This is a genomic window from Streptococcus sp. V919, assembly GCF_054353475.1.
Genome location: NZ_JBTHHY010000001.1, coordinates 222826 through 248635, shown reverse-complemented (window position 1 = coordinate 248635; position 25810 = coordinate 222826). Strand labels below are relative to the sequence as shown.

Annotated in this window: 31 protein-coding genes; 9 read left to right on the top strand and 22 right to left on the bottom strand. The window is 38.8% G+C overall.

Features of this window, described 5'->3' with window-relative positions; all coding sequences use genetic code 11:
- Together ACXYSK_RS01280 and ACXYSK_RS01275 are read right to left on the bottom strand one after the other, a co-directional pair.
- On the bottom strand, positions 1-702 hold the full coding sequence (locus tag ACXYSK_RS01280; protein ID WP_254727123.1) for an ABC transporter ATP-binding protein: 702 nt from the start codon (positions 700-702) through the stop codon (positions 1-3).
- Positions 686-1873 carry an efflux RND transporter periplasmic adaptor subunit gene (locus tag ACXYSK_RS01275; protein ID WP_458624775.1) on the bottom strand — a complete coding sequence of 396 codons (1188 nt, stop codon included), beginning with the start codon at positions 1871-1873 and terminating at the stop codon, positions 686-688. The genes ACXYSK_RS01280 and ACXYSK_RS01275 overlap by 17 nt, the downstream gene beginning before the upstream one ends.
- A gap of 238 nt (positions 1874-2111) precedes the next feature.
- Between ACXYSK_RS01275 and gor the strand changes: the two genes are divergently transcribed.
- Both gor and ACXYSK_RS01265 read left to right on the top strand, forming a co-directional pair.
- Entirely contained in the window at positions 2112-3458 is a 1347-nt protein-coding gene (gene gor / locus ACXYSK_RS01270) for a glutathione-disulfide reductase (protein WP_458624774.1), read from the top strand.
- Positions 3459-3597: 139 nt separating this feature from the next.
- A complete protein-coding gene (locus ACXYSK_RS01265) occupies positions 3598-4137 on the top strand; it encodes a biotin transporter BioY (protein WP_254727115.1) in 540 nt (179 codons plus the stop codon).
- Between the two features lie 53 nt (positions 4138-4190).
- On the opposite strand, the gene ACXYSK_RS01260 is transcribed toward ACXYSK_RS01265, so the two are convergent.
- Positions 4191-4406, bottom strand: coding sequence for a YdbC family protein (locus ACXYSK_RS01260; protein ID WP_006151239.1), 216 nt, complete (start codon positions 4404-4406; stop codon positions 4191-4193).
- A 92-nt stretch (positions 4407-4498) separates the two neighbouring features.
- Between ACXYSK_RS01260 and ACXYSK_RS01255 the strand changes: the two genes are divergently transcribed.
- A complete protein-coding gene (locus ACXYSK_RS01255; protein ID WP_254727112.1) occupies positions 4499-4819 on the top strand; it encodes a hypothetical protein in 321 nt (106 codons plus the stop codon).
- Between the two features lie 29 nt (positions 4820-4848).
- Here the strand turns inward: ACXYSK_RS01255 and ACXYSK_RS01250 are convergent, their stop codons facing one another.
- From ACXYSK_RS01250 to rpsP, 7 genes are all read right to left on the bottom strand, one after another.
- Positions 4849-5187: an ATP cone domain-containing protein gene (locus tag ACXYSK_RS01250; protein WP_004253071.1), complete on the bottom strand. Its 339-nt coding sequence runs from the start codon at positions 5185-5187 to the stop codon at positions 4849-4851.
- A gap of 12 nt (positions 5188-5199) precedes the next feature.
- Entirely contained in the window at positions 5200-5919 is a 720-nt protein-coding gene (gene trmD / locus ACXYSK_RS01245; RefSeq protein WP_458624773.1) for a tRNA (guanosine(37)-N1)-methyltransferase TrmD, read from the bottom strand.
- Entirely contained in the window at positions 5909-6427 is a 519-nt protein-coding gene (rimM, locus tag ACXYSK_RS01240; RefSeq protein WP_458624772.1) for a ribosome maturation factor RimM, read from the bottom strand. The genes trmD and rimM overlap by 11 nt, the downstream gene beginning before the upstream one ends.
- A gap of 73 nt (positions 6428-6500) precedes the next feature.
- Positions 6501-7052, bottom strand: a complete 552-nt coding sequence (locus ACXYSK_RS01235) for a hypothetical protein (RefSeq protein ID WP_195183273.1) — start codon at positions 7050-7052, stop codon at positions 6501-6503.
- Positions 7042-7386 carry a MazG nucleotide pyrophosphohydrolase domain-containing protein gene (locus ACXYSK_RS01230; RefSeq protein WP_153224793.1) on the bottom strand — a complete coding sequence of 115 codons (345 nt, stop codon included), beginning with the start codon at positions 7384-7386 and terminating at the stop codon, positions 7042-7044. Before ACXYSK_RS01230 ends, ACXYSK_RS01235 begins: the two co-directional genes overlap by 11 nt.
- A gap of 42 nt (positions 7387-7428) precedes the next feature.
- Positions 7429-7668 (bottom strand): RNA-binding protein KphA, encoded by a 240-nt coding sequence (gene kphA, locus ACXYSK_RS01225; RefSeq protein ID WP_000379617.1) that lies wholly within the window; start codon positions 7666-7668, stop codon positions 7429-7431.
- A gap of 19 nt (positions 7669-7687) precedes the next feature.
- The gene (gene rpsP, locus ACXYSK_RS01220; RefSeq protein WP_070460902.1) at positions 7688-7960 is read right to left on the bottom strand and encodes a 30S ribosomal protein S16; all 273 of its coding nucleotides are present in this window, start codon (positions 7958-7960) and stop codon (positions 7688-7690) included.
- 179 nt (positions 7961-8139) lie between these two features.
- Between rpsP and ACXYSK_RS01215 the strand changes: the two genes are divergently transcribed.
- The 6 genes from ACXYSK_RS01215 (at position 8140) to ACXYSK_RS01190 (ending at position 12677) form a co-directional block, all read left to right on the top strand.
- A complete protein-coding gene (locus ACXYSK_RS01215) occupies positions 8140-8319 on the top strand; it encodes a hypothetical protein (protein WP_458624771.1) in 180 nt (59 codons plus the stop codon).
- A 75-nt stretch (positions 8320-8394) separates the two neighbouring features.
- The gene (locus ACXYSK_RS01210) at positions 8395-8673 is read left to right on the top strand and encodes a hypothetical protein (RefSeq protein WP_458624770.1); all 279 of its coding nucleotides are present in this window, start codon (positions 8395-8397) and stop codon (positions 8671-8673) included.
- 143 nt (positions 8674-8816) lie between these two features.
- Positions 8817-9623 (top strand): peptidylprolyl isomerase, encoded by an 807-nt coding sequence (locus ACXYSK_RS01205; protein WP_458624769.1) that lies wholly within the window; start codon positions 8817-8819, stop codon positions 9621-9623.
- Between the two features lie 33 nt (positions 9624-9656).
- Positions 9657-9896 (top strand): zinc-ribbon domain-containing protein, encoded by a 240-nt coding sequence (locus ACXYSK_RS01200; RefSeq protein WP_458624768.1) that lies wholly within the window; start codon positions 9657-9659, stop codon positions 9894-9896.
- Positions 9897-10003: 107 nt separating this feature from the next.
- Positions 10004-11278, top strand: coding sequence for a hypothetical protein (locus ACXYSK_RS01195; RefSeq protein ID WP_458624767.1), 1275 nt, complete (start codon positions 10004-10006; stop codon positions 11276-11278).
- Positions 11279-11393: 115 nt separating this feature from the next.
- Entirely contained in the window at positions 11394-12677 is a 1284-nt protein-coding gene (locus ACXYSK_RS01190) for a hypothetical protein (protein WP_458624766.1), read from the top strand.
- A gap of 100 nt (positions 12678-12777) precedes the next feature.
- Here the strand turns inward: ACXYSK_RS01190 and abc-f are convergent, their stop codons facing one another.
- The 12 genes from abc-f to ACXYSK_RS01130 all read right to left on the bottom strand — a co-directional run bounded on the left by abc-f (position 12778) and on the right by ACXYSK_RS01130 (position 25810).
- Entirely contained in the window at positions 12778-14319 is a 1542-nt protein-coding gene (gene abc-f / locus ACXYSK_RS01185; protein ID WP_049527818.1) for a ribosomal protection-like ABC-F family protein, read from the bottom strand.
- Position 14320: 1 nt separating this feature from the next.
- Positions 14321-14794, bottom strand: coding sequence for a VanZ family protein (locus tag ACXYSK_RS01180; protein WP_458624765.1), 474 nt, complete (start codon positions 14792-14794; stop codon positions 14321-14323).
- Between the two features lies 1 nt (position 14795).
- Complete coding sequence (rlmN, locus tag ACXYSK_RS01175; RefSeq protein WP_006153426.1) at positions 14796-15881, bottom strand: 23S rRNA (adenine(2503)-C(2))-methyltransferase RlmN; 1086 nt, start codon at positions 15879-15881, stop codon at positions 14796-14798.
- A gap of 16 nt (positions 15882-15897) precedes the next feature.
- Positions 15898-16431: a YutD family protein gene (locus ACXYSK_RS01170; protein ID WP_254727088.1), complete on the bottom strand. Its 534-nt coding sequence runs from the start codon at positions 16429-16431 to the stop codon at positions 15898-15900.
- Between the two features lie 167 nt (positions 16432-16598).
- Positions 16599-17504 carry an aquaglyceroporin Gla gene (gene gla, locus ACXYSK_RS01165; protein ID WP_458624764.1) on the bottom strand — a complete coding sequence of 302 codons (906 nt, stop codon included), beginning with the start codon at positions 17502-17504 and terminating at the stop codon, positions 16599-16601.
- Positions 17505-17662: 158 nt separating this feature from the next.
- The gene (locus tag ACXYSK_RS01160; RefSeq protein WP_458624763.1) at positions 17663-18829 is read right to left on the bottom strand and encodes an ATP-grasp domain-containing protein; all 1167 of its coding nucleotides are present in this window, start codon (positions 18827-18829) and stop codon (positions 17663-17665) included.
- A gap of 12 nt (positions 18830-18841) precedes the next feature.
- On the bottom strand, positions 18842-19582 hold the full coding sequence (locus ACXYSK_RS01155; RefSeq protein ID WP_458624762.1) for an esterase family protein: 741 nt from the start codon (positions 19580-19582) through the stop codon (positions 18842-18844).
- Between the two features lie 21 nt (positions 19583-19603).
- Positions 19604-20428 (bottom strand): alpha/beta hydrolase, encoded by an 825-nt coding sequence (locus ACXYSK_RS01150; protein WP_458624761.1) that lies wholly within the window; start codon positions 20426-20428, stop codon positions 19604-19606.
- A gap of 135 nt (positions 20429-20563) precedes the next feature.
- Positions 20564-21778 carry a tRNA uracil 4-sulfurtransferase ThiI gene (thiI, locus tag ACXYSK_RS01145; protein ID WP_458624760.1) on the bottom strand — a complete coding sequence of 405 codons (1215 nt, stop codon included), beginning with the start codon at positions 21776-21778 and terminating at the stop codon, positions 20564-20566.
- Between the two features lie 8 nt (positions 21779-21786).
- The gene (locus ACXYSK_RS01140) at positions 21787-22929 is read right to left on the bottom strand and encodes a cysteine desulfurase family protein (protein ID WP_458624759.1); all 1143 of its coding nucleotides are present in this window, start codon (positions 22927-22929) and stop codon (positions 21787-21789) included.
- Positions 22930-23032: 103 nt separating this feature from the next.
- Positions 23033-24943, bottom strand: coding sequence for a fructose-1,6-bisphosphatase (locus tag ACXYSK_RS01135; protein ID WP_458624758.1), 1911 nt, complete (start codon positions 24941-24943; stop codon positions 23033-23035).
- 54 nt (positions 24944-24997) lie between these two features.
- Entirely contained in the window at positions 24998-25810 is an 813-nt protein-coding gene (locus tag ACXYSK_RS01130; RefSeq protein ID WP_254727068.1) for a pyruvate, water dikinase regulatory protein, read from the bottom strand.

Genomic DNA, 25810 nt, shown 5'->3' with positions numbered 1-25810 from the left:
TTAGTTTTCCTCCTTTTCTACTAGGCCACTATCAGACGAAATGACACCATCTCGGATGACGATTTGACGCTTCGCATAGGCGGCAATTTCAGGCTCATGCGTAACCATAATGATAGTTTTTCCTTCTTTGTTTAATTCAACCAAGAGTTGCATGATTTGATTTCCAGTTTTGGTATCAAGAGCTCCAGTCGGTTCATCTGCCAAGATGATAGAAGGATTATTGACCAGAGCACGCGCAATGGCAACCCTTTGCTTCTGACCACCTGACAACTCTGAAGGTAAGTGATGGCTACGCTCGGTCAGTTCAACCTTTTCCAGATACTCTTCTGCTAGTTTACGACGTTTAGAAGCCGCAACTCCTGCATAAATCAATGGAAGTTCTACATTCTGGAGAGCATTCATCTTGGACAAGAGAAAGAATTGTTGAAAGACGAATCCGATTTCTTGATTTCGAACTTTGGCTAATTGTTTTTCACCTAAACCAGCTACTTCTTTTCCATCTAGAAAATACTGACCACTTGTAGGGGTATCTAACATACCGATGGTATTCATGAGGGTGGACTTACCAGAACCTGATGGTCCCATGATAGCTACGAATTCTCCCTCGTGAACTTCTAGATTAATGTTTTTAAGGACTTGAAGTTCTTGGTCACCATTACGATAGCTACGGCAAATATTTTTGAGGCTAATTAGTTGCTTCATCAGTCTTCACCTCTTTTCCTTCTTGCAAGGAAGCTGTCGGATTACTGATGACTTTTGCTCCATCTGTCAGACCAGATGTGATTTCTTGGTTTTCTGCATCTGCATTGCCCAATCCAACTTCAACTTTTTTGGCCTTTTGATTTTCATCAAGGATCCAAACATAGTTTTTATCTTCTTTCATGACGATACTGGTAATCGGAACAAGTAATGCCTTACTAGTACTTTTCACTTCGACACTAACTGTAAAGCCTTGTTTCAAGTCACCGAGTTCACTTGTTACATCGACGGTATATGGATATTTAGAACCTGAGTTTGATCCCGCAACACTTGCGCTTGCTTCACTGTTATTTTTTGGATAATTTGAAATATAGCTAATCTTACCATTCCAAGTTTTATCTGGATAAACCTTAGAAGTAAAGGTGACTTCTTGGCCAACAGAAAGGTTTGCAAGATTGTACTCAGAAAGCTCTCCCTTGACCTGCAAGTTATCGTTACTTACGATATGAACCAAAACTTGACTATTTCCTGTTGGAGATTTTGAAACATTACGATTCACTTCAACAACTGTTCCCTCTACAGTACTCAATACAGTAGCAGAATTCAATTGGGCTTGAGCTTTTTCGAGTTGCGCTTCTGCATCTGCACGCACATCACGTGCATCGCTGATTTGAGAATCAATAGCAGCTGTGGCAGAACCGGATGACTGAGCTGGTGCTTGTCCAGTTGCTCCTTCTAGACCTGCTTGAGGAAGACTTGGTGTTGCTGCGGCGGTATTACGTGCATCGTTTAATTCATTGATATGACGGTCAGCTTTAGCTACAGCACGACTGGCAGCATCATAGGCAGCCTGGGCTTCTGTACTACTATACTTGACTAGTGCTTGCCCCTCACTAACCTTATCTCCTACAGAAACCAAAACCTCATCCAGGTCACCTTTACTAGCATCATAATAAACATATTGTTCATTCTGAGCCGTCACAGTACCTGATAAGAGAACCGATGAAGCCACTGAACCCTCTTTTGCAAGAACAATCTTTGCAGTTTCCTCTTTGGTAGCTGCTTGATTTGGTTGTCTTAATAGAAGAACGGCAGCCGCTCCCACTACAAGAACTGAGGCAACACCGATAGCTGTAAATAAAGGCCATTTCTTGTCTTTTGACTTTCTTTTCATATCCATACTCCTTTTTAATTGCATATATTAAGATTATAGCACATGCCCTGAAATTGGACAATTTATTTCCAATTATCCAAATATAGCTGTTTCATCTTTTATTCTTGTATTAGTTATATAATACACCTTCTAATTTGTTTTTGCAAGCACTTACATAAAATCTTTATACGTAGCAGATTTTTGCATTGACCTCCAAAAAAAGATAGAATATGACTAGAAAACAACAAAGGAGCTTTCTATGAGAGAATATGATATTATCGCCATCGGAGGAGGTAGCGGGGGTATTGCTACTATGAATCGTGCTGGTGAACATGGAGCCAAAGCTGCAGTTATTGAGGAAAAAAAATTAGGGGGAACCTGTGTCAATATTGGCTGCGTTCCTAAGAAAATCATGTGGTATGGAGCGCAAATTGCAGAGAGTATCCACAAATATGGACCTGACTATGGTTTCACAAGTACTAATAACAAATTTGATTACGCAACACTTCGTAAGAATCGTGAAGCCTACATCGATCGTGCTCGTTCTTCTTACGACGGAAGCTTCAAACGTAACGGAGTTGATTTAATCGAAGGACGTGCTGAGTTCGTTGATGCTCATACAGTCAGCGTTAACGGTGAGTTAATCCGTGCTAAGCACATCGTGATTGCGACTGGTGCACATCCTCAAATCCCTGCCATTCCTGGCGCAGAACTAGGTGGTAGCTCTGATGATGTCTTTGCCTGGGAAGAGTTACCTGAATCAGTAGCTATTCTGGGTGCTGGTTACATTGCAGTCGAATTGGCTGGCGTACTCCATACCCTTGGCGTACAGACTGATTTATTTGTCCGTCGTGAACGTCCACTTCGTGGATTTGATAGCTATATTATTGAGAGTCTAGTTCAAGAAATGGCTAATACTGGACTAAACCTACACACCCATAAGGTTCCTGCTAAACTTGAAAAAACTGAACAAGGCATTACCATTCATTTTGAAGATGGTAGCACGCATACTGCTAGTCAAGTCATCTGGGCTACAGGTCGTCGTCCAAACGTTGAAGGACTTAATCTAGAAAAAGCAGGCGTTACCCTCAATGAACATGGTTTCATCCAAGTTGATGAATACCAAAGCACCGTCGTTGACGGTATCTATGCTCTTGGAGATGTCACAGGCGAAAAAGAACTAACACCTGTCGCTATCAAAGCTGGTCGTACTCTATCAGAAAGACTATTCAATGGCAAAACAAATGCCAAAATGGACTATACAACTATTCCAACCGTTGTCTTTTCACACCCAGCTATCGGAACTGTCGGTATGACTGAGGAAGAAGCTATCAAAGAGTATGGACAAGAAAATATCAAAGTCTATACTTCAAAATTTGCTTCTATGTATTCAGCAGTGACTAGCCACCGTCAAGAAGCTCGCTTCAAGCTAGTTACAGCTGGTGCAGATGAAAAGGTCGTTGGTCTTCATGGTATCGGCTACGGAGTTGACGAAATGATTCAAGGTTTTGCAGTTGCTATCAAAATGGGAGCTACAAAAGCTGACTTTGATGCAACCGTCGCTATCCATCCAACTGGTTCAGAAGAGTTTGTGACTATGCGTTAATCCCCCAAAGAGACCTCTTGGTCTCTTTTTTGTTTAAATCGGCCGTTACAAGTTTGTAACCTTTGTTTTTGAAATAGGTTGACATTTATATCTCTTCCAGTATAATAGTTACTATAAATCAAAAAAGAGGTTAACTATTATGAAAAAAGCACACATTTATGCTATTCCTGCTATTGGAGCTGCTCTGATTGCAGTATTAGCCCAAATTAGCATTCCAATTGGACCTGTTCCGTTTACTCTGCAAAACTTTGCTATTGGTCTCATTGCTACTGTTTTTAGACCAAGGGAAGCTGTTCTCTCTGTAGGGCTTTATCTTTTGCTTGGTGCTATTGGACTTCCCGTTTTTGCTAGTGGTGGAGCTGGTTTCCATGTTTTAGTTGGACCAAGCGCTGGTTATCTTTGGTTTGACCTAGTCTATGCAGGACTTGCATCTTATCTAACACATACAAATAGCGGTGTTGTACGTATCTTCCTAGCCAATCTCTTGGGTGATTCACTTGTTTTTGTCGGTGGTATCCTCAGCCTCCACTTCCTTGCTGGTATGCCTATTGACAAGGCTCTCGCTGTCGGTGTCATTCCCTTTATCATTCCTGATCTTGCAAAAATTATTGCCATCAGTTTTATCGGACGACCACTCCTTCAACGACTTAGCAGTCAACCCTATTTTTCAAACAAATAAAAAGAGGTCGGGATTTTTTCCCTTCCTCTTTTCATTTATGTTTGCATGAACGCTTATTGATTCTTGAAGGCATCTACCATTACTTGGAACTCCTCGTTTGAGAGCGTGATTCCTTTCCCCATCTTTGTGTGATCAGGACTCCAGCTACGAATGTCAAACTTTGCTGGAGCTCCATTAAAGCTGACACGATTGATTTCCTTGGTCCATCCTTTATCGTTTTCAGATAAAGTGAGTAAGTGTTCTTCAATTTCAAAAGTAAATTCTGCCATGTCCTTCTCCTTTTTGTTCTCAATTGATAATTCGAAAAATCTTGTAGATTTCATAAAATTTTTATATAATGAATAAAAGAAGGGAGGCCGGAATGAAAGATTTCTTGAAACAAGCTTTACAAAAAGTCCATGATTTTGTGAATGGTCATGAAGATTCCATTCCTGAAAAAAGCGATCCCCTCATTGCTAGACTTGAAGAAGCACTAGCCAAAAAAACGGCTGTCCATATCATCTTTGCTGAAACGAGTTTTACAGGCGATATTATCAAGTATGATACTGACCGCCAACAAATTATCGTTAAAAATTTTGCCAAAAATGTAAGCCGTATTATTCGAGTATCGGATATCCGGAGAGTAACATTTGTTCCTTCTACTATCCAAACTGCTCAAAAAAGAAGATTTAAGAAAGAGTGAGATGCTTCTATCATCTCACTCTTTTTATCTTAGCGAATTTGTTCAAAATGTAGGTGAACCGCGATGTGGTCACCATAACCACTTCTTTCCAAATCACGTTGCAAACGATAAGAGATATAGTGTTCTGCGATGGTAATGTATCCTGCTCCAAGCAAGCGGTGTTCAACCATTGATTGGATCATGCTGATGGTTGCACGCTCTACTTTTGCTTCTTCCAAATCTAAAACAACTTTTTTTGTCACTTGAGCTAGGTTTTGGCGCAAATCGTCCGTCAATACATAGACTGTTTGAGCTGCCTTAAGAATAGCTTGGTAGATTTTATCTGGATCAAAATCAGCGACTTGTCCATCACGTTTAATTACTTGCATAGGTTTCTCCTTTTAATTGTTATTTTCTTTTATTTCTGCTAACATTTTTTCTTCTTCTGCTGTCAATTCATACTGTTCCAGCAAATCAGGTCTACGTTGATAGGTTTTCTTCAGACTCTCATAGAGACGCCATTGACGGATATTTTCATGGTGGCCACTCATAAGCACGTCTGGAACTAGCATTCCACGATAATCGTAAGGTCTTGTGTACTGAGGATATTCCAAGAGTCCTGATGAAAAGCTATCATCTTGGTGACTTGCTTCCTTCCCAATAACTTCTGGAATCAAGCGAACCGTCGCATCAATCATGGTCATCGCTGCTAGTTCTCCACCAGTCAAGACATAATCTCCAAGAGATATCTCATCGGTTACCAAGGTCTTAATCCGTTCATCATAACCTTCGTAGTGACCACAGATGAAGATAAGCTCTTCTTCTTGCGCCAAATCCTCCGCATAAGCCTGATCGAACTGCTTCCCAGCAGGGTCTAAGAGGATCACGCGCGGGTTCTTTTTTTCAATGGCATCAAAGGCGTCAAAGATGGGTTGCGCTCTAAGGAGCATCCCTTGACCACCTCCATAAGGTTCATCATCCACATGACGAGCCTTTTCAGCGTAGTCACGAAAATTATGATAGTGGATATCTAAGAGTCCTTTTTCACGAGCCTTACCAACGATGGAATGTTCTAAGGGTGTGAACATTTCTGGAAAGAGAGTTAAAATATCAATCTTCATCGTCTAACCCTTCTAAGAGTTCAACATCCACACGGTTATTAGGAATATCTATATTAAGAACTACAGGCGGGATATAAGGTAAGAGTAAGTCTCGTTTGCCTTTTCGTTTGACTACCCAGACATCATTGGCTCCTGGCTGAAGGATTTCCTTGATAGTTCCAATCAAGTTATCTCCCTCATAGACTTCTAAACCGATAATCTCGTGGTAGTAAAACTCACCATCATCGAGGTCATTAAGGTTTTCTTCCGCAACCTTCAAACTGTAGCCCTTGTATTTTTCGATATCATTGATGTGATACATATCCTTAAATTTTATGATATCAAAGTTTTTATGCTTACGGTGACTTGCGATAGTCACAGCTTTAACAAATTGATCCTTCTCATCAAACAAGGCCAGCTCTGCCCCTTTTTTAAAGCGTTCTTCCGAAAAATCCGTCACAGATAAGACTCTCATCTCACCTTGCAAACCTTGTGTATTGACGATTTTTCCAACGTTAAAATAGTTCATTTGATCTCCTGTATCTATTTCTCCCTTTATTTTATCATGTTACAGGGATTTTCACAAGTTGGAGAAAAATCAGCTATAATCCCAAAAGTGCTAGTAGTTTCCTCTTTAATGTTAATTTATATTTGAAAGAAGAAATATTTATATTCCCGTTATACATATTACTATAAAATGTATACTCCCCGATTTGACCCTGACTTGTCTTCCATTTCATCCTTAAACTAGGTATATTCTCAGGTAAATTTGTATGAATCAATAGACATGTATAATTCTTTAAATTTTTAACTGTATGCAGTTTATCGTTAACAACTAATCGATTACTTTTTGAATCATAGGCTAAAGAATAAAATTCTACAATTTCAATATCAACTTCCTTTGGATAAAAAATCAAATGGTGATAATGTTTATCATTTTCATCATGTTTAAACTCATAAATATGATGAAATCTTGTATGTAAGGAATCAAATTCGATTGGTTTAATTGCCTGAATTTCAATATTATTGATATATGCTTTATTCTGGAAACTAATTTTTAAAATTACACCGATAAACGTCAAAATCTGTACAATTCGCAATAACCAATCAATATACATTGCCCAATCTATTTTTAGAAAATAATCAGTGTCCATTATTTCTCAAATCTCCTTTCAAATATCCTTCCAAATCTCGTTCATGGTGATACTTGATGGCAGCTTTCTTATCTTTTTCAAAAATGGTCTTGGTTAGATCAATATCGTTGATAGCTGCGATTGCAACCGTATAATGTATAATATCAGCAAGTTCTTTAGCAAGTTCCTCATTTGAGTCTTGAACACCCTCTTTTCGTCCAGAACGTCCATTCAAAACCTCGGCTACTTCACCAACTTCTTCAACTAGTTTTATAAAGAGCCCTTCTTCTGTTCTAGATTGCTGGTAATGTTCTAGCAAATAGGCTTGTAGTTGTCTAACTGTCAAATCCTTCATATCCTACTCCTAGCAAAAAAGCGAGACCATGTCCCGCTTTTCTTATTTTTCGTCAATAACGATTCTTACTTTTTTGTCTTCAGTTGGGACAGAGTAGACAATCGTTCTTATCGCAGAAATAGTGCGACCCTTACGACCGATTACACGACCCACATCGCTCTGGTCAAGATCCAAATGATACTCCAAAAATTCTGGTGTATCTTCAATCTTGATAGTTAAGGCATCTGGTTGTGAAATCAAAGGTTTCACAATTGCAATAATGAGATTTTCAATCGTATCCATCTGTCAACCTACTTTAAACTTATTTAGAGAATTTAGAATCGTGGAATTTTTTCAATACGCCTTCTTTTGAAAGGATGTTACGTACTGTATCTGAAGGTTGAGCTCCATCAGCCAACCATGCAAGAACGCGGTCTTCTTTCAAAGTTACTTGGTTTTCTTCAACAAGTGGGTTGTAAGTCCCAACTGTTTCGATGAAACGTCCGTCACGTGGTGAACGTGAATCTGCTACGTTAATACGGTAGAAAGGTTTTTTCTTAGAACCCATACGAGTCAAACGGATTTTTACTGCCATTTTTAATATCTCTTTTCTTTTATTTTTTATTTCGGTGAAATAGCCAAGCTATTTAGCACATGTTCTATTATATCAGATTTCTGAGAGGTGTCAAGAAAAAAACTTGACAGAGTTTAAATATTTTTAATTTTTTTTTGAAATTTGTTAGACTGGTAAGGAAAAAAAGAAAGAATAATTTTATGAACACTATTTTGAGTACCATCTATAAAGACTATCCAGTCAAACCCTACATATCTCCAAATCGTGATATGGAAGCTTGGCTCCTAAATCCTAAACCTGTACCAAAACGCAATATGGAACTCCTTGAGAATAATTTATTAGCAGGTGATATCATCCTTCTCTGGAGAATCAACTTTTGAACTTTCACCACTGAAACTTGGTTTCCAAAATATTTTGAGTATACTTATGGAATTGATGCACCAAAACATTTAGAAATGCTCGTTGAAAAAGGCTATGCTATTATTGAAACAGCCTTTGACTCGCTTGATCATCTAAATGCTACCATGAAAAAGAATATCCTTAAAAAGAAGGGTGTCACCGGAGTCTCTAAGATGAAGGTTGCCGACTTGAATCAAGCACTTCATGATCATTTTTCAGAAGAAGAATTGACCAACTGCTTCTCTATCCGTGGCTATAAACTAACTCCCAAAGGAAAACAGGCACTCAAGGATCATCAAGCAATCATTGACCGCCATCCTAAAAAGAATCTTTAATCAACCAAGACTGGGTGATTTTTTGACTGTAGAAATTCCGTTCCATCATTTTTCCAGTGTCTTATAAGTACACCAACCATTTACATTTGAAATCCACTTCCTTTTAGGGTACAATGGAAAAAATGATTTTTGAGAGGATTAACATGAAAAAATTAGCTACACTATTACTCATTTCTACCTTTGCCCTTGGTGGATGTACAAGCATCCAACGTGCTCTTCGTGGTGATGATTACGTAGATTCTAAAATTGCTACTGAAGAAAGTTCTAAAGCCGCTACTCAAGCAGAAAAAGATTTCAAAGACGCTTTAACCAATGAAAATGCTAATTTCCCCCAACTTTCTAAGGAAGTAGCTGAAGACGAAGCTGAAGCTATCCTTCACACAAGTTTGGGTGATATTCGTATCAAACTCTTTCCAAAGTTAGCACCACTTGCTGTTGAAAACTTCTTGACTCATGCTAAAGAAGGCTACTACAATGGTGTGACTTTCCACCGTGTGATTGATGGATTTATGGTACAAACTGGAGATCCTAAGGGAGATGGAACAGGTGGGGAATCTATCTGGCACGATAAAGACAAAACCAAGGACAAGGGAACAGGTTTCAAAAATGAAATTTCTCCATACCTCTATAATATCCGCGGTTCCCTATCTATGGCCAATACTGGTCAACCAAGTTCAAATGGTAGCCAGTTCTTCATCAACCAAAGTACAACAGACTATTCAGCTAAACTTCCTACAAATAGCTATCCTAAGAAAATTATCCAAGCCTACAAAGAAGGTGGAAATCCAACTCTTGATGGGAAACACCCCGTCTTTGGACAAGTGCTCGATGGGATGGACGTAGTAGATAAAATTGCCAAGGCTGAAAAAGACGAAAAAGATAAACCGACTACTGCTATCACTATCGATAGTATCGAAATTGTTAAAGACTACGATTTCAATAAACAATAACACCATTAACTATAACTATAAGGAGATGTAAAAATGATTCTATTTTGGGGGTCAAAAGGTTACCAAAAAGTGTTGGGACATACACAGACTACTATCGACTGCGGCCATTGTAACAATGTTGATACTTGGGAAATTACAGAATACGGACGTAAGTTTACTCTTTACTGGATTCCACTCTTTCCTTACGGAAAAACTTATTTCGTTTCTTGCCCGATTTGTCACTACGGTAAAGAAATTCAAAAGTCTGAGATCGAACAATATCTCAACTATTAAAAAGATAGGTCATTCGGCCTATCTTTTTTATTTTCACTTTTATGTAAGCGTTCTCTTTTGCTTCAAATATGATATAATTTAGTTAATAGTAACGAGGAGGTTTTCCTATGAAACCATATAAAATAAGCTTAATACGACTTTGCTTGGTCTTATTAGGATATTTAATCTATAATCTAGTTTATTTTGCCCTCTTCTATTCAGCAGGTTATGCTTTTTTCATTCTATGGCCTATATTCTTTTTAGCAATAGGTTTGATTCTTTTAGGTAATTTTTTTGCCTTTAGAGATCCTCTGAAATTAAAATCAAGCTTTAAAGATAATCAGTTAGTCCAAAAGACTAGTACCATACAAGTAATTTTAGCGACTACAGGAGTCTGCTTACAACTATCAAATATGGTATATCTACGTTGGTGGCCAATCAATTATATTGATAATCTTCCAACATTGTTTGGTGTTAGTATCCTGTACTCTACTATTTTCTTTATTGGGAACTTTCAAAAAACGAAGCTCGATCAAGACGACAAGTCTTCAAACAAATCAAGTCTTGTTTTTGGAGCTATAGTCGTTTTCTTATGCAACCTCTTGTTAATCACTAATAGCAAAGTTTCAGTATGGGGCTCTACGGATCAATATGTACAGGACTTTAAAGACTTTGGACTAAAAGGAAAAGTCGAAGTATATGAGAAAAAACATTTAATTGAACCTTACAATGGAACACTTACAACTTTATTCTATAATGAAACTTTATCGAATGGAGAAAGTTTTATCGATTTTATTTATGTTTCTGATGTGCAAAATGGAACACACGTGACAACATTGGATGAAAAGGACAAGGAAGAAATTCGTTCCTATCTTGAAAACGATACGGAAAAAGAGTTATTTGATAAAGTTACACTTGAACAATTTGAATTTGTCTTAAAAGTCTATGAAGAAAGAATATATAATCTAAAATTAGAAGATGATATGGCGACTAAAATAAATGAGGCAGTTGGTGGCAAATTACTAGAGAATTATAATGTCGAGATTAAACCAGCTGACAAAATAAAATTTTATAGTGATCTTATTAAAGAGGCTGTAAAAAACAGAGAAAATGGAGATACAGATGTTGCAGGATTTTACAATATCGATATTAACAAACATATCAACGATAAAACTTTAATAGTTTCTATCGAGCACTTCAATTTTATTGAAATCGAGGATAAACAAAATCATAAAATTGATAATCGTGTAGACTACTTAAAAGATAAATTAACATCACTTCCAGTTGGAACTCTATCAGATGGTATCTATAACTTCACTGTTAGCACATTATCTGACGGCAACATTAAAATCACTATGGTGGTTGAAAATGGTAAGAGTTACTTTGAAAAAGATACTGATTAGCAACTAAATTAGTCAAATAGACTCGGCTTTATCATTTTACACTTCCATGTAAACGCTCTATTTTCTTATTCAATTATGAAATAATGCAGTTAACAGTAACAAAGGAGGTTCTCCTATGAAACCATATAAAATCGATATAACTCGGCTCAGTCTTATCCTGATAGGATACTTAATCTTTAATCGCGTTTATTCGATTACTTATGATTCCGGAGGTTTTGCTTTTATACTCATGTGGCCAGCATTTCTCTTGTCATATGCAGTAATTGTGCTAGGAAATATTTTTATTTTTAGAGATATCTCAAAATTAAAAGCCTCCTTCGAAGATAATGAGTTGATTCAAAAGACATGTACTATACAGTTGGTTCTAGCTACAATTGGATTTTTCATGCAAATAATAGGTTTTAAGGGGGCTCCGCTTAATTACATTGATAATTATCCAGTACTGGTTTGCGCCAGTATTGTGTACTCTATCATCCTCCTTGTCGGTATTTATCAGACAATCAAGTTAGGGCAAGGGAAAGATAATTCAGCCATATTTGGTTTTATCTTTGGGGGGATGATCATTTTTCTCACTAGCCTTGCACTGGTTTTAATCACTTCTCAATCAATTAAATACACTACTCCTTCTTTCGCTGAAGAATTTCAATCACTTGGACTTAAGGGAAAGGTTGAGGTAGTTGATAAACATAGAGAGATTGAAGCATTTTATGGAACAGCCTACAAGCTGACATATACAGAAAATTTATCCGATGGAACTATTTTAAAAGAAACTACTACTGCAAAAATTCATGGAGCAGATGGAGAACATTTATCAAATTTCTTTCTTCTTTCAGGAACAGATCTTGAAACACTTCTTAATGATAAAGAAAAGGCACTGTTTCACACTGTCAAACAAGATGAATTCAGTTTCTTACTAGATGTATACAAAGAAAGGCCGAATTTCCAACAAGAAGAAGACAGTATCAAAAATGCTACTGCTGAAAAAATAGATAAACTCTTTGCGACACCAATAACTTCTAGTTTTAAATTTGGAAAATATCCAATAGAAAACTACTATGTGGCAATTATGGCGCAGGCTGTCAGCAATCGAGAAAAAGGAGATTCTGACGCAGCTGGCTTTTATAATATTACAACAAAAGATCTCATGAAAAACAAGGGTCTTACTCTCGATTTTGATTGTGACATTTCGAAAATCAAGGCAGAAAATGCTAGTCCTGTGGACGCCTTTAAGGAGAGAATCTTATCTTTACCAAAAAATTCATTTTCCGATGGAATCTATAACATCACTTGTTCTTATGATGAAAATGGAATAAAAAAGAAAGTTACTTGCCCATTTGTTGTTGAAGATGGTGTGGGACACTTTGAAGAGGATGAAATCGTGGGAAATCAAACCAATTAGTTATTTTTGATACAAAAACTAGGAGATAGCAGTATGACTTCTACTAGTTGCAATCCCCGTAAAAAAGCCAAGTCACATAGACTTGGCTTTTTATGACTATTTATGTTAGCTCATTGAAATCCCAGATTTGATCCATCCAGCCTTCATAAAAATCAGGTTCATGACAAACCATGAGGATAGAACCCTTGTATTCTTTCAAAGCACGTTTGAGTTCGTCCTTGGCATCCACATCCAAGTGGTTGGTAGGTTCATCAAGAACAAGGACATTATTCTCTCGGTTCATTAAGAGACAGAAACGAACCTTGGCTTGCTCTCCACCTGACAAGACTTGAATCTGACTTTCAATGTGTTTAGTCGTCAAACCACAGCGGGCAAGAGCTGCACGGACTTCTGCTTGATTGAGCGCCGGAAAGGCATTCCAAACTGCTTCCAGTGGTGTCTGGCGATTGCCACCTTCCACTTCTTGCTCAAAGTAGCCAAGTTCTAGATAGTCCCCACGTTCAACCTCCCCAGCAATTGGAGGAATAATCCCCAAGAGACTCTTCAATAGGGTTGTTTTCCCGATACCGTTAGCACCAATGATGGCAACCTTTTGATTGCGCTCAAAGGTAAGATTTAAGGGTTTGGTAAGGGGACGGTCGTAGCCAATCTGCAAGTCCTTAGCTTGGAAGATAAAGCGTCCAGGTGTACGAGCCGTTTTGAATTCAAAGGATGGCTTTGGTTTCTCACTTTGGAGCTCGATGATATCCATCTTGTCCAATTTTTTCTGACGAGACATAGCCATGTTACGCGTTGCAACACGCGCCTTGTTTCGAGCCACAAAATCCTTGAGATCCGCAATTTCTTTCTGTTGACGCTCATAGGCTGCTTCCAGTTGCGATTTCTTCATGGCATAGACTTCTTGGAACTGGTAGTAATCGCCTGAATAGCGTGTCAACTGTTGATTTTCAACGTGATAGACAATATTAATCACATCGTTGAGGAAAGGAATATCGTGCGAAATGAGTACAAAAGCATTTTCATAGTTCTGAAGATAGCGTTTGAGCCAGTCGATATGTTCGGCATCGAGATAGTTAGTAGGCTCGTCAAGCAGCAAGATATCTGGCTTTTCAAGAAGCAATTTGGCTAAAAGCACCTTGGTTCTTTGCCCACCAGACAAGGCTGTCACATCCGTATCCATTCCAAAGTCCATGACACCAAGGGCACGCGCTACTTCATCGATTTTGGCATCCAAGGTATAGAAATCACGACTTTCCAAACGGTCTTGAAGTTCTCCAACTTCTTCCATCAATGCATCAATATCAGCGCCCTCTTCTGCCATTTCCATGTAGAGTTCATTGATACGTGCTTCTGCTTTGAATAATTCGTCAAAAGCTGTACGAAGAACGTCACGAACAGTTTGGCCTTCTTTGAGCACCGCATGCTGATCTAGGTAGCCAGCTGTCACATATTTAGACCATTCCACCTTACCTTCATCAGGTAACATTTTACCAGTCACGATACTCATGAAAGTTGATTTCCCTTCACCATTGGCACCGACCAGACCGATATGTTCACCTTTTAAAAGACGGAAGGATACATCTTCAAAAATCGCACGGTCTCCAAAACCGTGACTTAAATTTTTTACTTCTAAGATACTCATTTTAATTCCTTATCTTGTTTTTATGTAGTAGTTTATAGAGGAGCCAGGCCAGGTAGCCACCCAAGGTATTGGTCCACAAATCATCAATCTCAAAGACCCGATTAAAATCAAAGAAAAAGTCTAAAACTAGCTGTGTACATTCGATTCCTAGACTCAATAGAAAACTGAGAAGAATCACTTTCTTCGTTTTTCTTAGACTAGGCATGAGATAGAGAAGTTGGAAAATCAGTGGGAATAGTAAAAGGATATTTAAGGCATTTTGCAAAAAAATCCAGAACAGTTGTAAAAAGCTTGTTACTTCTCCCAATTTCCACAAAGAGTTAAAAGGCGTCAAAAGAAAAACCAGGTGTCCAATAGTTTGAATACCTGGAGTTCCCACTCCTATCGGAAGTTTTGGCTGGGGAGTAAAACAAAAACAGACGATACAAAGACTGTATAATAGCACTCCCAAAATTAGTATTTTTTTTCGATTCATCTTATGGGTTTACTTCAGCTACTGCTTTTTGGCGATCACGCTTCATGGTATTTGAACGCAATTGTCCACAAGCTGCATCGATATCAGTACCATGTTCCTGACGAACGACGCAGTTGATTCCTTTTTTCTTGAGAGTATCATAGAAGGCCATGACACGCTCTTTGGGACTACGACTATATTGATCATGTTCACTAACTGGGTTGTAAGGAATCAAGTTGACATAAGACAATTTCTTGATATTCTTAAGCAATTCAGCCAACTCAAGTGCTTGTTCAACTCCATCATTCACTTCATTTAGCATGATGTACTCAAAAGTTACACGACGGTTGGTTGTTTCGATGTAATACTCAATCGCTGCAAAGAGTTTTTCAATTGGAAAGGCACGGTTAATCTTCATGATGCTTGAACGAAGTTCATTGTTTGGTGCATGAAGAGAAACAGCAAGGTTAACCTGTACACCTTCATTAGCAAATTCACGAATCTTGTGGGCCAAGCCAGAAGTTGAAACAGTGATATGGCGAGCTCCGATTGCCATTCCCTTATCGTCGTTGATGGTACGGATAAAGTTCAAGACGTTATTGTAGTTATCAAAAGGTTCTCCAATACCCATAACAACGATATGACTAACACGTTCATCTTGTCCACGTTCGTCAAAATATTTTTGAACCAACATAATCTGGGCAACGATTTCCCCGTTATTGAGGTCACGTTGTTTCTTGATCAAACCTGATGCACAGAAGGTACAACCGATATTGCATCCTACTTGAGTTGTTACACAGACTGACAAACCATAGTGTTGACGCATCAGCACTGTCTCAATCAACATCCCATCTGGCAACTCAAAAAGATACTTCACAGTACCATCTGCTGACTCTTGAACAATACGTTGTTTCAAAGGATTGACTACAAACTGCTCATTTAGTTTGGCGATTAAATCCTTTGATAAGTTGGTCATTTCTTCAAATGTCTGAACACGTTTACGGTAAAGCCATTCCCAAATTTGGTCGGCACGGAATTTCTTTTCTCCCTGTTCCAAGACCCATTCTTGCATGCCTTGGCGTGTTAAACTATAAATCGATGGTTTCATCTTTTCTCCTTATTCTCTAATCTTTCTGACGGATGACGAAATGGCGTTGTCCTTTTTCTTCGTTCTGAGGTTTCTGTTCCTTACGACGTCGTCTATTTCTCTTGTCCGTGTTATTTCTTTTTTTATTTTGAGAAGTTTTCTTTCCTTTTCGGGTATCCTTTTCTTCCTCTTTTTTGCGCATTTTTTGGTCAAATGGTGCTCGTTTAGGAGTTTCATTTTCTAGGACAAAATAGGCACAACCATAGCTACAATACTCGAGTAGGTAATCTTGTAAACGACTGATTTTCTCGAGAGACTCTTCAGCTCGCTCATTCTTGTAGAAACCACGTAAGCGCAGCTGCTCATTGCTCCAGTCTCCTACAATATAATCAAACTTACTTAAAACTTCTGAAAAGCGTTGAGTAAATGCTGTTGCATCAAAAGCGTCCTTGCTATTTTCAACCAAAGTAAAGGTAAAACCTTCAGCTTCGACTTTATCTCCAGATAGATGAAATTCAGGACCAGGGAATTTATTGTAATTATATAATTCGGGTGCAATCTCTTTACGCATAATATTCCTTTTTAACGTTTACTTAATACTCTATTTTACCATATTTTTGCCATATTTTCACTTTTAGTTTTAAAATGAAAAAAGTCTGACGATTTAAGTATTAATTGGTTGAGGATCCTTTCATTTAGAAAAAAGAAAAAAACTGGGAATTCCCAGTTTTTTAATGATTACATGTAAAGTAATTTGAAAAGTGCTACTGCTGCAATACCAGCTGCAATCGGTGCAACTACTGGTACCCAAGCATACCACCATTTTGAATCACCTTTATGTTCACCAAGGATTGATTTTGGAAGTACTGCGTGAAGAAGACGTGGTCCAAAGTCACGAGCTGGGTTCAAACCTGGTCCTGTAGGTCCACCTAGTGAAGTAACCAAGGCCATTACGAGGAAGCCAAGTGCCAAGTGTGCAACAGCAAGACCTGGTGACAAGAATGGAGCTACTTGAGTTTTTGCTTGTTCAAGAGCTGCAGTAACTTGTTCTTGAGGAATTGTTTGACCTTGAGCAGTTGCTTGTGCTACTTGATCGTTAATCAATCCTTGAGCTTTAGTAACTAATTCAGCACCAAAGAAGTTCTTCGTCATTGCCATAGCTGCAAAGAAAAGTACGAATGAACCAATAAACTCGTTGATAAAACCGTTAACAGAAGCTGCAAAGCGTGATTCTTTTGTTCCGTGGTCGATACTTTCGATTGTTGAGAAAGTTCCCAAGATGTTGTTTGGGTTTTCTGTTTTCAAGTAGTATGGACGGTGAGCTGCAACAACCAAGGCTTGTCCAAAGATTGCTCCCAAAACTTGAGCGATGATGTATTGAGCTACTTGTGACCAAGGGAAAAGTCCGCTAACTGCAAGTCCAAGAGTGAAGGCTGGGTTGATGTGGTTACCAGAAACATTACCAAACATCAAGGCAGGGATCATAACCCCCATACCGTAACCAACAGCGATAACGAGCCAGCCACTTTGGTGACCTTTCGTACCTTTAAGTTCAACGTTGGCAACTGCACCATTACCCAAGATAATCAAGATGGCTGTTCCCAAAAATTCAGTGGCATATTTGACTGCCCATGTGAAATCCATTGATAGATTCTCCTTAATATTTTTTAGACATTCCCTATTCTATCAATTTTTAGGGCTTTTAGCAACAGATTTTCTAAAAGAATAGCGATGGAAAACGCTTTTATTTTAACTCTTCAAAAAAGACCTAACAAAGAGAGTTTGTTAAGTCTTCATTTCAATTATTCTTGACGTTGTCCAAAGTCCTGAATCATCTGCTCCATTTCCTCACGACTTGATGTCGTTAGCATATAGAGATAATCTCCTTGCAATTCAGCAAAGGCTGCTGGCATAATTTTCTTGACCTTGAACTGGTTTCCATATTTAGCCAGCAAATCTTCTTCTGAATAAACATAATTGGCATTGGCACGACGTGATGTCGCCAAACAGTATAGGGGCTCGAATTGAGAAGCTGGGAATGGTTCACCTGCTACGATAGCAGCATAGCCCTTATACAAGTCAAAAGAATGGGCATAGTTATAGACATCAATTGTGAAGCCACCCGCTGGACGGTTATTGTATTCAATAGCGATATAGTCATCACCCTCACGGAAGAACTCAATATGGAAGAAACGTTCCTTCATACCAAATTCCTTGACAATTGCTTCACCATATTTACGCAATTTTGGATCCATGTCTTTGAGAACATAGTAGGAATTGTCCATCTTATAGATCATGAGATCGAGAGGTGTATGTGCGTAGTCAAAGGTCGTAGAAAAGACGATATTACCATCTCTATCTACCAAACCATCGAAGGTACAGATCTCACTAGAGGTAACAAATTTTTCAAAGAAATAAACGGTTGAGTGGTCCCATTCAGCCTTAAAGTGATTGACATCATCTGCTGTTTCAAGTTTGAAGGTTGCGGTAGCTCCCACTCCATTGTCAGGTTTGGCAATCATTGGAAGTCCGATTTCTTTCACAGCTTTATCAACATCTGCTTCTGTTTCAATAACAGCACCAGGCACAACTGGAACTCCTGCTTTTTTGAAGAGTTTCTTCATTTCAGACTTGAACTTAGTCTTCTTAAGGTCTTCTGGTTTGGCACCAAAGACATGAAACTGTTCACGAAGAGCAGCGTCCAACTCTAGCCAGTATTCATTGTGAGACTCGATGCGATCAATAGGACCATGCTTATAGAAAAGAAAGGCGACTGCACGTTTAACCTCATCGATATTTTCAAGATTATCAACTCGGAAATACTCAGTCAGGCTATTGCGCAATGGTTCATCTAGTTGTTCGTAGGGTTCTTGCCCAATCCCTAGAACTGTAATTCCTTTATTGGCTAGTTCAATACTAAATTGTTGGAAATTTTGTGGGTAATAGGGTGAAATTACAAGATAATTCATAAGCAACTCCTTTTATAGACTCATATGACCAAGGAAATATGGCATTTGTTTTCGCCACCACTCCCAATCGTGGGCAACATCGTGTCCCCATTCTGCAAACCAAGCAGGAATTTGTTTTTGATCGAAGGCTTCTTTGAGCTTGTAGTAAGAAGGTAGGCCATCCTGTTCCCAAGCACCTAGACCTGTACAAACTACAATTTCTGCTTGACGGTAACGGTCGATAAACCAACCATCATTTTGATGCCAGATATAGTCTACTGGTGAATTTTGATAGATGGCATCGTCATTGTAGTAATCACCTACAAAGAAACGCGCATCGTAGACACCACTTAATGCTATGACCTTGGTAAAGACGTCAGGATGTTGGAGGAAGAAATTCAAAGCGTGATAAGCTCCCATAGAGCAACCTGTCGTCATCATACCGTCAAACCAGCCTGTCTTATGTTTGATAAAAGGGATGGCTTCTTCAATCACATATCGTTCATAGGCACGGTGCATCTCAGCTTGATCATGACCATTTTTCCAAGTCGCAAGCCAGCTCTCATTGTCTACACTTGAAAGGGTAAAGAACTGTACTCGACCTTCTTCAATAAAGGATGCACAAGCATCAATCATGCCAAAATCATAGTACTCATTATGGCTACCACCTGAGGATGCAAAGACAACAGCTGGGATACCTGCGTGTCCGTATCGGTTGACATACATTTCACGATTTAGATGGCCACTCCAGTGGCTAAGATGTTCAATATTCATATCCTGTCTCCTTTATACTATTTACCAATTTTCTGCAAAAAAGCGTAGGCAAGCTGGTAGATTTTCTGACCATGGCACTTCATGGTGAATGGCTCCAGCCTGAACCTTGAGAGAGAGATTTTCCAACTCAACTCCTCCTGCTATCAAATCATGATAATAGCGAAGAGAAGAGTCAATATAGGCCTGCTTGATATTACCAGCCATCAGGGTCTTATCTGTATCATCTGCCTCTTCCGTTCCAACATAGATAAAAACTCGCTGATCAGGTAATAGTTTTTTACGCTCGATATAGCGATCAAAAGACTCTTGGTGAAGCCAGTTGGCTGATGAGAAAACTCCCAAACATCCAATCTGATCCTGATACTCCAAGCCAATAAACTGGGTAATATTGCCACCAAGTGAAGATCCTATCATAGCAGTGTGTTTACGGTCTGATTTTGTGCGATAGTTTTCATCAATAAAGGGCTTAACCACTTCCATAACAAACTCTGCGTACTCGACACCTTTACCACCAAATTGTTGACTAGGGATGTTAGACTCTTGGAATTTCCAAGCCGCATACTCATTCATCCGTCCTAAACCATCATTATCAATGGCCACTACAATCATGCGACTGATATCTGGATTCCGTTTAATGGTAGGAATTATCTTCCATGAATGTCCGACATAGGATTCTTTACTGTAAAAGACATTTTGTCCATCATGGAAATAGACAACTGGATAAGTTCGATCTGTGTCTTTCTCATAGTTTTTCGGGAGGAGAACACGTACACGGCGTTCCTTGCCTGTGTATGGAACCTTCAGCTTATGCTCTCGCATTTTTAAATAAAAATAAGATTGATTCATTGTCAGAAAACTCTCTATATTCAAAATTTTACCTAATTATATCATAAAAATAGAAAAAAAGTCAGTTTCCGTCCAAATTTAAGACAATAAACTAACTTTTTTTACTTATTTTATCTTTTCCTCTGGTTTTTCTGATTAAAGGAGATCATCAATCAGCTCATCGACTGCATCCTTCTCAGCCTGAGGTGTGATTTCAGTAATCATGATTCCCGCTACTGCTCTCTCAACCAAGCCGTCGACATCCATACGTGCTTCATATTGCTCCGCATTCTTAATCTTTGGATTTGTTTTTGGACGATCTGGCGCAAAAATGGTACAGCAGTCCTCAAAGGGTTGGATAGAGATTTCAAAGGTATCAATTTCTTGTGCAATATCAATGATTTCTAGTTTATCCATAGTTACAACTGGACGAATGATTGGCGTATTTGTGACAGCATTGATAGCTTGCATACTTTCAAGGGTTTGGCTAGCCACCTGACCAAGACTTTCACCATTGATGATAACCAAACCATTTCGGACCTCACGGATACGGTCTGTAATGCGCATCATAAAGCGACGAGTCAGTGTCATCAGATAGGCTTCTGGCGCTTTAGCCTTGATTTCTTCTTGAATCTCCGTGAAGGGAACCTCGATAAATTGGATATTTCCTCCGAACTTAGTCAATTTACGGGTTAAGTCCTGGGCTTTCTTGAGGGCACCTGGACTTGTGTATGGAGGGCTAGCAAAGTGAACAGCCTCGATATCCACCCCACGTTTCAGGGCTAGGTAACCAGCTACTGGCGAATCAATTCCCCCTGACAACATAAGCATGCCTTTCCCAGAAGTTCCAACTGGCAAACCACCTGCACCACGAATGGTTTCATATGAAAGGTAGGCCGCTTCCTCACGAATCTCCACCTGAAGATTAATGTCAGGATTTTTCATTTGTGCTTGGACATTTGGAATAGCTTCAAATACTGCTCCACCAAGAGTTTGGTTGAGTTCTCGACTGTCTAACTCAAAGTTATGGTCGCTTCGCTTACTTGAGATTTTAAAGGTCATCCCTTCCTTATAGATGTCTTTCATAATCTCTTGAACAACAGACTTAAGAACTTCTACGGATTTTTCAACCTTATACACTGGAGAAAAGTTTTGAATCCCAAAAACTTGCTTGAGAGATTCTGCCACTGGTTCATAATCTGCTCCATTCAGATAAGCATGGGCACGATCGCGATCAGCAGTGACTTTGACTTGAGGATAGATGGATAAAACGTCTGAGATATTATTACGTAGTTTATTGATGAAACGCATACGGTTTTTGCCTTTGGTTGAAAGCTCACCATAACGAATCATAATTTCTGAATACTGCATGAATACTCCTATCTTACTTTTTTAGTTTGATTGTAGATTAATTTCAACTTGGTCAAGAACTGCTCTACCTGACTCATGTCATTTTCTAAATCCAGGCTGATACGAACTGCTGACTGGGCCTTATCCTTTTCAACGCCCATAGCAATCAGGGTTCCAGCAGGTTTTCCAGCCTTGGACGAGCAAGCAGAGGTTGTCGAGATGAAAATATCATAGTCTTCAAAGGCGTGCACAATGACTTCACCACGAACACCCTTAATCCCAAAGGTCAGAATATGAGGGGCAAAGTCTTCCTCACCTGAGAAAACAAAAATATCTGGATATTCAAGAAGAGCTTGACGGATAACTTCCTTCATCTGACTCGTTTTGCTAGCAAACAATTCCAATCTTTCCATAGCTAGACGCAGAGCCTTGGCTGTCGCTGCAATTCCTGCTACATTCTCAGTCGTTGAACGAAAGTCACGCTCTTGGCCACCACCAGTTAATAGGGGGGTGATTTTCTTGCCAGACTTGATATAGACAAATCCAACACCACGAACTCCGTGGAATTTATGGCTGGAGAAGGTCGCAAAATCCACTCGGTCAGTCAAATACTTTTCTGTTGGTATTTTTGCCAAGGCCTGAACAGCATCTACATGGAAAGAAATGGTTGGTTTATCTGCTAAAAGCTCTGAGATAGCTTGAATAGGCTGGATGGAACCAATTTCATTGTTAACTGCCATGATGGAAACTAGTGTGGTATCAGGACGAAGTAAACCTGCTAAGGCCTTTACATCTACAAATCCTTTTTCATCAACTGGTGCAAAATCCACTTCAAAACCTTGAGTCTTAAGCCAGAGGGCTGACTCCTTGACTGCTGGATGCTCAATGTCAGATACAATAATGTGTCTACCAAATTGCGCTTTTTCAAATGCAACTCCTTTGATAACCCAGTTATCCCCTTCAGTACCACCAGAGGTAAAGAAGACTTCTTCACTATTTTTGCCAATCAAATCTGCAATCTGCTGTCGAGATGCATCTAAAATTCTGGTAGACTGGTCTCCTAAACGATGAAGACTAGAAGGATTTCCAATAATTTTTGTAGACACCTGCATATAGGTTTCAAGTGCTTCTGGATAGGGCTTGGTCGTAGCCGAATTATCAAAGTAAATCATGGTTTCTCACGCTTTCTAAAATCACTCCTTCTATTGTAACACGAAAGGAAGGTTGGAACAAGAAAGAAAAAGCCCTAAATTCTGATAGAACTTAGGACAAGTTTTAACATTCGTAAAACTCATGTAGCAAATCAAAAAGTTCTTGCTTCTGGGCAAGTAGCATTTGACCAATACTCGTTGATTTAATCAGAGTTCGTTGCGCAACATTTTCAATGACTCTCTTCAAAGATGTTTGAGCAAAAGGATCTTCAACAACCTTTTGTGAGTCTTCAAAAGGCTGATGGGTTACCAATTGAAAACCGTAAGAATTGTTTAGTAAGGAATAGCCTGCTGTACCTGTCTTCTTTTGATAAGCTTTACAAAGGCCACCGTCAATGACAAAAAGCAAACCACCCCCACGAATAGGAGATTCTCCCTTCACAGTCTTAACTGGAGTATGTCCGTTGACCATTCTAGACTCTTTAGAGGAAAGTCCAAATTCTTCCAAAATCAGCTGGCAGACTTTCTCTGAAACCCGATAAGAAAAATAAGAATTTTCCACTTCTTTGTGAGTATCCTTATCTTCAACAAAATAGCGCTCTAGAGTTGTCATCTTATCTTTACCAAATAGAGGTGAGACTGCCCCTCGCCAACAATACCAAATTAAATCTGTTGAAAAATCATCTCCGATTTTCTTATTCTTAGCAGCTTGTCGAATATGATATTCAAAAAAATCCAATAATTCTCTTCCAGCATAACAAGACTGGTTAATAATTAGAGGTTTCAATTCTCCAGAAGCTTCAAGTGGTATACAACCATGAAAGAGTAGATGCTGATTATAAATTTTATACATGGAACCTTTTTTCATTAACAATTCTATATGCTCGGCGAGTTTAGGAGATCCTTGGAAAGAGGCTAGGAGACTATCAACTGCTTGAGACTCTTCTAAACTTAATTCTGCTGGATTAGCCGGATCAATCGTTTGAAAGCAGGTATTCGTAAGATTATATTTTTTTCCATCAATTGTCACACACTCTTTCAAATAATCAATATTATCCAGTTTAACCTGATCCTCCATTTGAAATTCTGGCCTTCTTTTTATCAGTTGAGTTTCCAGTTTAAACTGGATAATGGAAAGAGCCTGGTGAACTTTTTCCAACTGTAAAATTTCTTCGCTAGTGAAATCATCTTCTCTATTTCCTAGGATAGGCCTAAACTGAGGGTTGGCCTTATAGGTCCTATCAGAAAATAACGTTAAAGGCCGAAGATTTAAGCCGTAAGCTTTCTCAATATCCCATAGATATCCATAGCGGGCAGCAATACGTAGTGCATTTAACATACAGGCTTTTGAACCGAAAAAGCCCCCCATCCAGATAATGTCGTGATTCCCCCACTGAATATCCAAAGAATGAAATTGCAAAAGTTCATCCATAACTTGCGGACTACCAGCTCCTCTGTCATAAATATCACCAACCACATGCAAATGGTCAATCAATAAGCGACGGATACTGCTAGAAACACCAAGAATAAAGGGAATAGCTTCTCCTAACTCGATAACATAGGAGAGGATGTTATCAAAATATGACTTTTTATCTGCTAAAGCTATATTACTGTATACTAATTCTTCGATGATATAAGCATACTGAGGTGGCAATGCCTTCCTAAGCTTTGACCGAGTGTACTTGGCAGCTGCAAAAGTCAGTAGAGATAAAAGTTGAGGAATAGTTTCCTTGTACCAGTCTCTGCTTTTACCGCCTTGCTCCAAGACAAGTTCAGGATATGAAACCAATGCTGACAATCTGTTTTTATCATCTTGCGACAAGGAATCTCCAAAGCAATCCTTAATCTTCTCATTAAGGATACCTGCACAACTTCTTAAAATATAGTCAAAGGCCGCAAATTCACCATGAATATCACTGATATATAGCTCTGTTCCTTTTGGAAGGTTTAAAATTGCTTCAAGGTTGGTCAGTTCTGTGATCACCTTTTGTCGAGAATCAAATTCTTTCAGTAAAATACGCTTGTATTGCTCCATTTTTGACCTCCAGCACACTATCCTTTTACGACAAATAATGCACTATTTATTTTCTTAGTTCATTTTCTTTAAATACTCTTCGATTAAGAAGGCTGTTTCTTCAATTGATTTATCTGACATATTAATGACTCGAGCTCCATATTTTCTGAAGACCTTCTTAGAATAGTCCAATTCCTGATAAATCTTTTCCAGATCTGTGTAGCTGGTTTCCTGGGTCAAACCCAAAGAATCCAAACGATTACTGCGAATCTTAACCAATTTTTCTGGCTCGCATACTAAACCAATTAGGCGGCGAGAATCAATTTTTTCCAAGACTTGAGGCAAGGGAACTTCTGGAATTAGAGGAAGGTTCGAAACCTTATATCCTTTATTTGCTAGATAAATACTGAGCGGTGTTTTAGACGTACGGGAAACCCCTAGCAGGACTATGTCAGATTCTAAAAATCCCTGCGGTGCTTTACCATCATCATATTTGACTGCAAACTCAATCGCTGAAATTTTATTAAAGTATTCGCTATCTAAACGGTGAAGGGTGCCAGGTACTTCTATCGGATCCCTTCCTGTCTTTTCTTTGATAATTTCAAAAAACGGATGCATCAAATCCAAATAGGATAGCCCATGCATCAAGCTAAACTCCCTTGCTACCGAAGCTAGCTTGCCATCGACCAAGGTACTGATAACTAGTGCATCATCCTTGATAGCATCACGTAAAATGTCCAACAATTCATCTTCCTTGTTGATAAAAGGGAAACGATAGCTTTTATTAAAAATGATGTCTGGATATTGAGCTGTAACAGCGGATAGCAATTTTTGGGAAGTCCCACCCAAAGAATCTGAAATACTATAAACAATCATTTCTTTTTTCAT

Coding starts and splice junctions, on each gene's coding strand:
- ACXYSK_RS01280 (WP_254727123.1), bottom strand. CDS start 702: ATGAAGCAACTAATTAGCCTCAAAAATATTTGCCGTAGCTATCGTAAT.
- ACXYSK_RS01275 (WP_458624775.1), bottom strand. CDS start 1,873: ATGAAAAGAAAGTCAAAAGACAAGAAATGGCCTTTATTTACAGCTATC.
- gor (WP_458624774.1), top strand. CDS start 2,112: ATGAGAGAATATGATATTATCGCCATCGGAGGAGGTAGCGGGGGTATT.
- ACXYSK_RS01265 (WP_254727115.1), top strand. CDS start 3,598: ATGAAAAAAGCACACATTTATGCTATTCCTGCTATTGGAGCTGCTCTG.
- ACXYSK_RS01260 (WP_006151239.1), bottom strand. CDS start 4,406: ATGGCAGAATTTACTTTTGAAATTGAAGAACACTTACTCACTTTATCT.
- ACXYSK_RS01255 (WP_254727112.1), top strand. CDS start 4,499: ATGAAAGATTTCTTGAAACAAGCTTTACAAAAAGTCCATGATTTTGTG.
- ACXYSK_RS01250 (WP_004253071.1), bottom strand. CDS start 5,187: ATGCAAGTAATTAAACGTGATGGACAAGTCGCTGATTTTGATCCAGAT.
- trmD (WP_458624773.1), bottom strand. CDS start 5,919: ATGAAGATTGATATTTTAACTCTCTTTCCAGAAATGTTCACACCCTTA.
- rimM (WP_458624772.1), bottom strand. CDS start 6,427: ATGAACTATTTTAACGTTGGAAAAATCGTCAATACACAAGGTTTGCAA.
- ACXYSK_RS01235 (WP_195183273.1), bottom strand. CDS start 7,052: ATGGACACTGATTATTTTCTAAAAATAGATTGGGCAATGTATATTGAT.
- ACXYSK_RS01230 (WP_153224793.1), bottom strand. CDS start 7,386: ATGAAGGATTTGACAGTTAGACAACTACAAGCCTATTTGCTAGAACAT.
- kphA (WP_000379617.1), bottom strand. CDS start 7,668: ATGGATACGATTGAAAATCTCATTATTGCAATTGTGAAACCTTTGATT.
- rpsP (WP_070460902.1), bottom strand. CDS start 7,960: ATGGCAGTAAAAATCCGTTTGACTCGTATGGGTTCTAAGAAAAAACCT.
- ACXYSK_RS01215 (WP_458624771.1), top strand. CDS start 8,140: ATGAACACTATTTTGAGTACCATCTATAAAGACTATCCAGTCAAACCC.
- ACXYSK_RS01210 (WP_458624770.1), top strand. CDS start 8,395: ATGCTCGTTGAAAAAGGCTATGCTATTATTGAAACAGCCTTTGACTCG.
- ACXYSK_RS01205 (WP_458624769.1), top strand. CDS start 8,817: ATGAAAAAATTAGCTACACTATTACTCATTTCTACCTTTGCCCTTGGT.
- ACXYSK_RS01200 (WP_458624768.1), top strand. CDS start 9,657: ATGATTCTATTTTGGGGGTCAAAAGGTTACCAAAAAGTGTTGGGACAT.
- ACXYSK_RS01195 (WP_458624767.1), top strand. CDS start 10,004: ATGAAACCATATAAAATAAGCTTAATACGACTTTGCTTGGTCTTATTA.
- ACXYSK_RS01190 (WP_458624766.1), top strand. CDS start 11,394: ATGAAACCATATAAAATCGATATAACTCGGCTCAGTCTTATCCTGATA.
- abc-f (WP_049527818.1), bottom strand. CDS start 14,319: ATGAGTATCTTAGAAGTAAAAAATTTAAGTCACGGTTTTGGAGACCGT.
- ACXYSK_RS01180 (WP_458624765.1), bottom strand. CDS start 14,794: ATGAATCGAAAAAAAATACTAATTTTGGGAGTGCTATTATACAGTCTT.
- rlmN (WP_006153426.1), bottom strand. CDS start 15,881: ATGAAACCATCGATTTATAGTTTAACACGCCAAGGCATGCAAGAATGG.
- ACXYSK_RS01170 (WP_254727088.1), bottom strand. CDS start 16,431: ATGCGTAAAGAGATTGCACCCGAATTATATAATTACAATAAATTCCCT.
- gla (WP_458624764.1), bottom strand. CDS start 17,504: ATGGATTTCACATGGGCAGTCAAATATGCCACTGAATTTTTGGGAACA.
- ACXYSK_RS01160 (WP_458624763.1), bottom strand. CDS start 18,829: ATGAATTATCTTGTAATTTCACCCTATTACCCACAAAATTTCCAACAA.
- ACXYSK_RS01155 (WP_458624762.1), bottom strand. CDS start 19,582: ATGAATATTGAACATCTTAGCCACTGGAGTGGCCATCTAAATCGTGAA.
- ACXYSK_RS01150 (WP_458624761.1), bottom strand. CDS start 20,428: ATGAATCAATCTTATTTTTATTTAAAAATGCGAGAGCATAAGCTGAAG.
- thiI (WP_458624760.1), bottom strand. CDS start 21,778: ATGCAGTATTCAGAAATTATGATTCGTTATGGTGAGCTTTCAACCAAA.
- ACXYSK_RS01140 (WP_458624759.1), bottom strand. CDS start 22,929: ATGATTTACTTTGATAATTCGGCTACGACCAAGCCCTATCCAGAAGCA.
- ACXYSK_RS01135 (WP_458624758.1), bottom strand. CDS start 24,943: ATGGAGCAATACAAGCGTATTTTACTGAAAGAATTTGATTCTCGACAA.
- ACXYSK_RS01130 (WP_254727068.1), bottom strand. CDS start 25,810: ATGAAAAAAGAAATGATTGTTTATAGTATTTCAGATTCTTTGGGTGGG.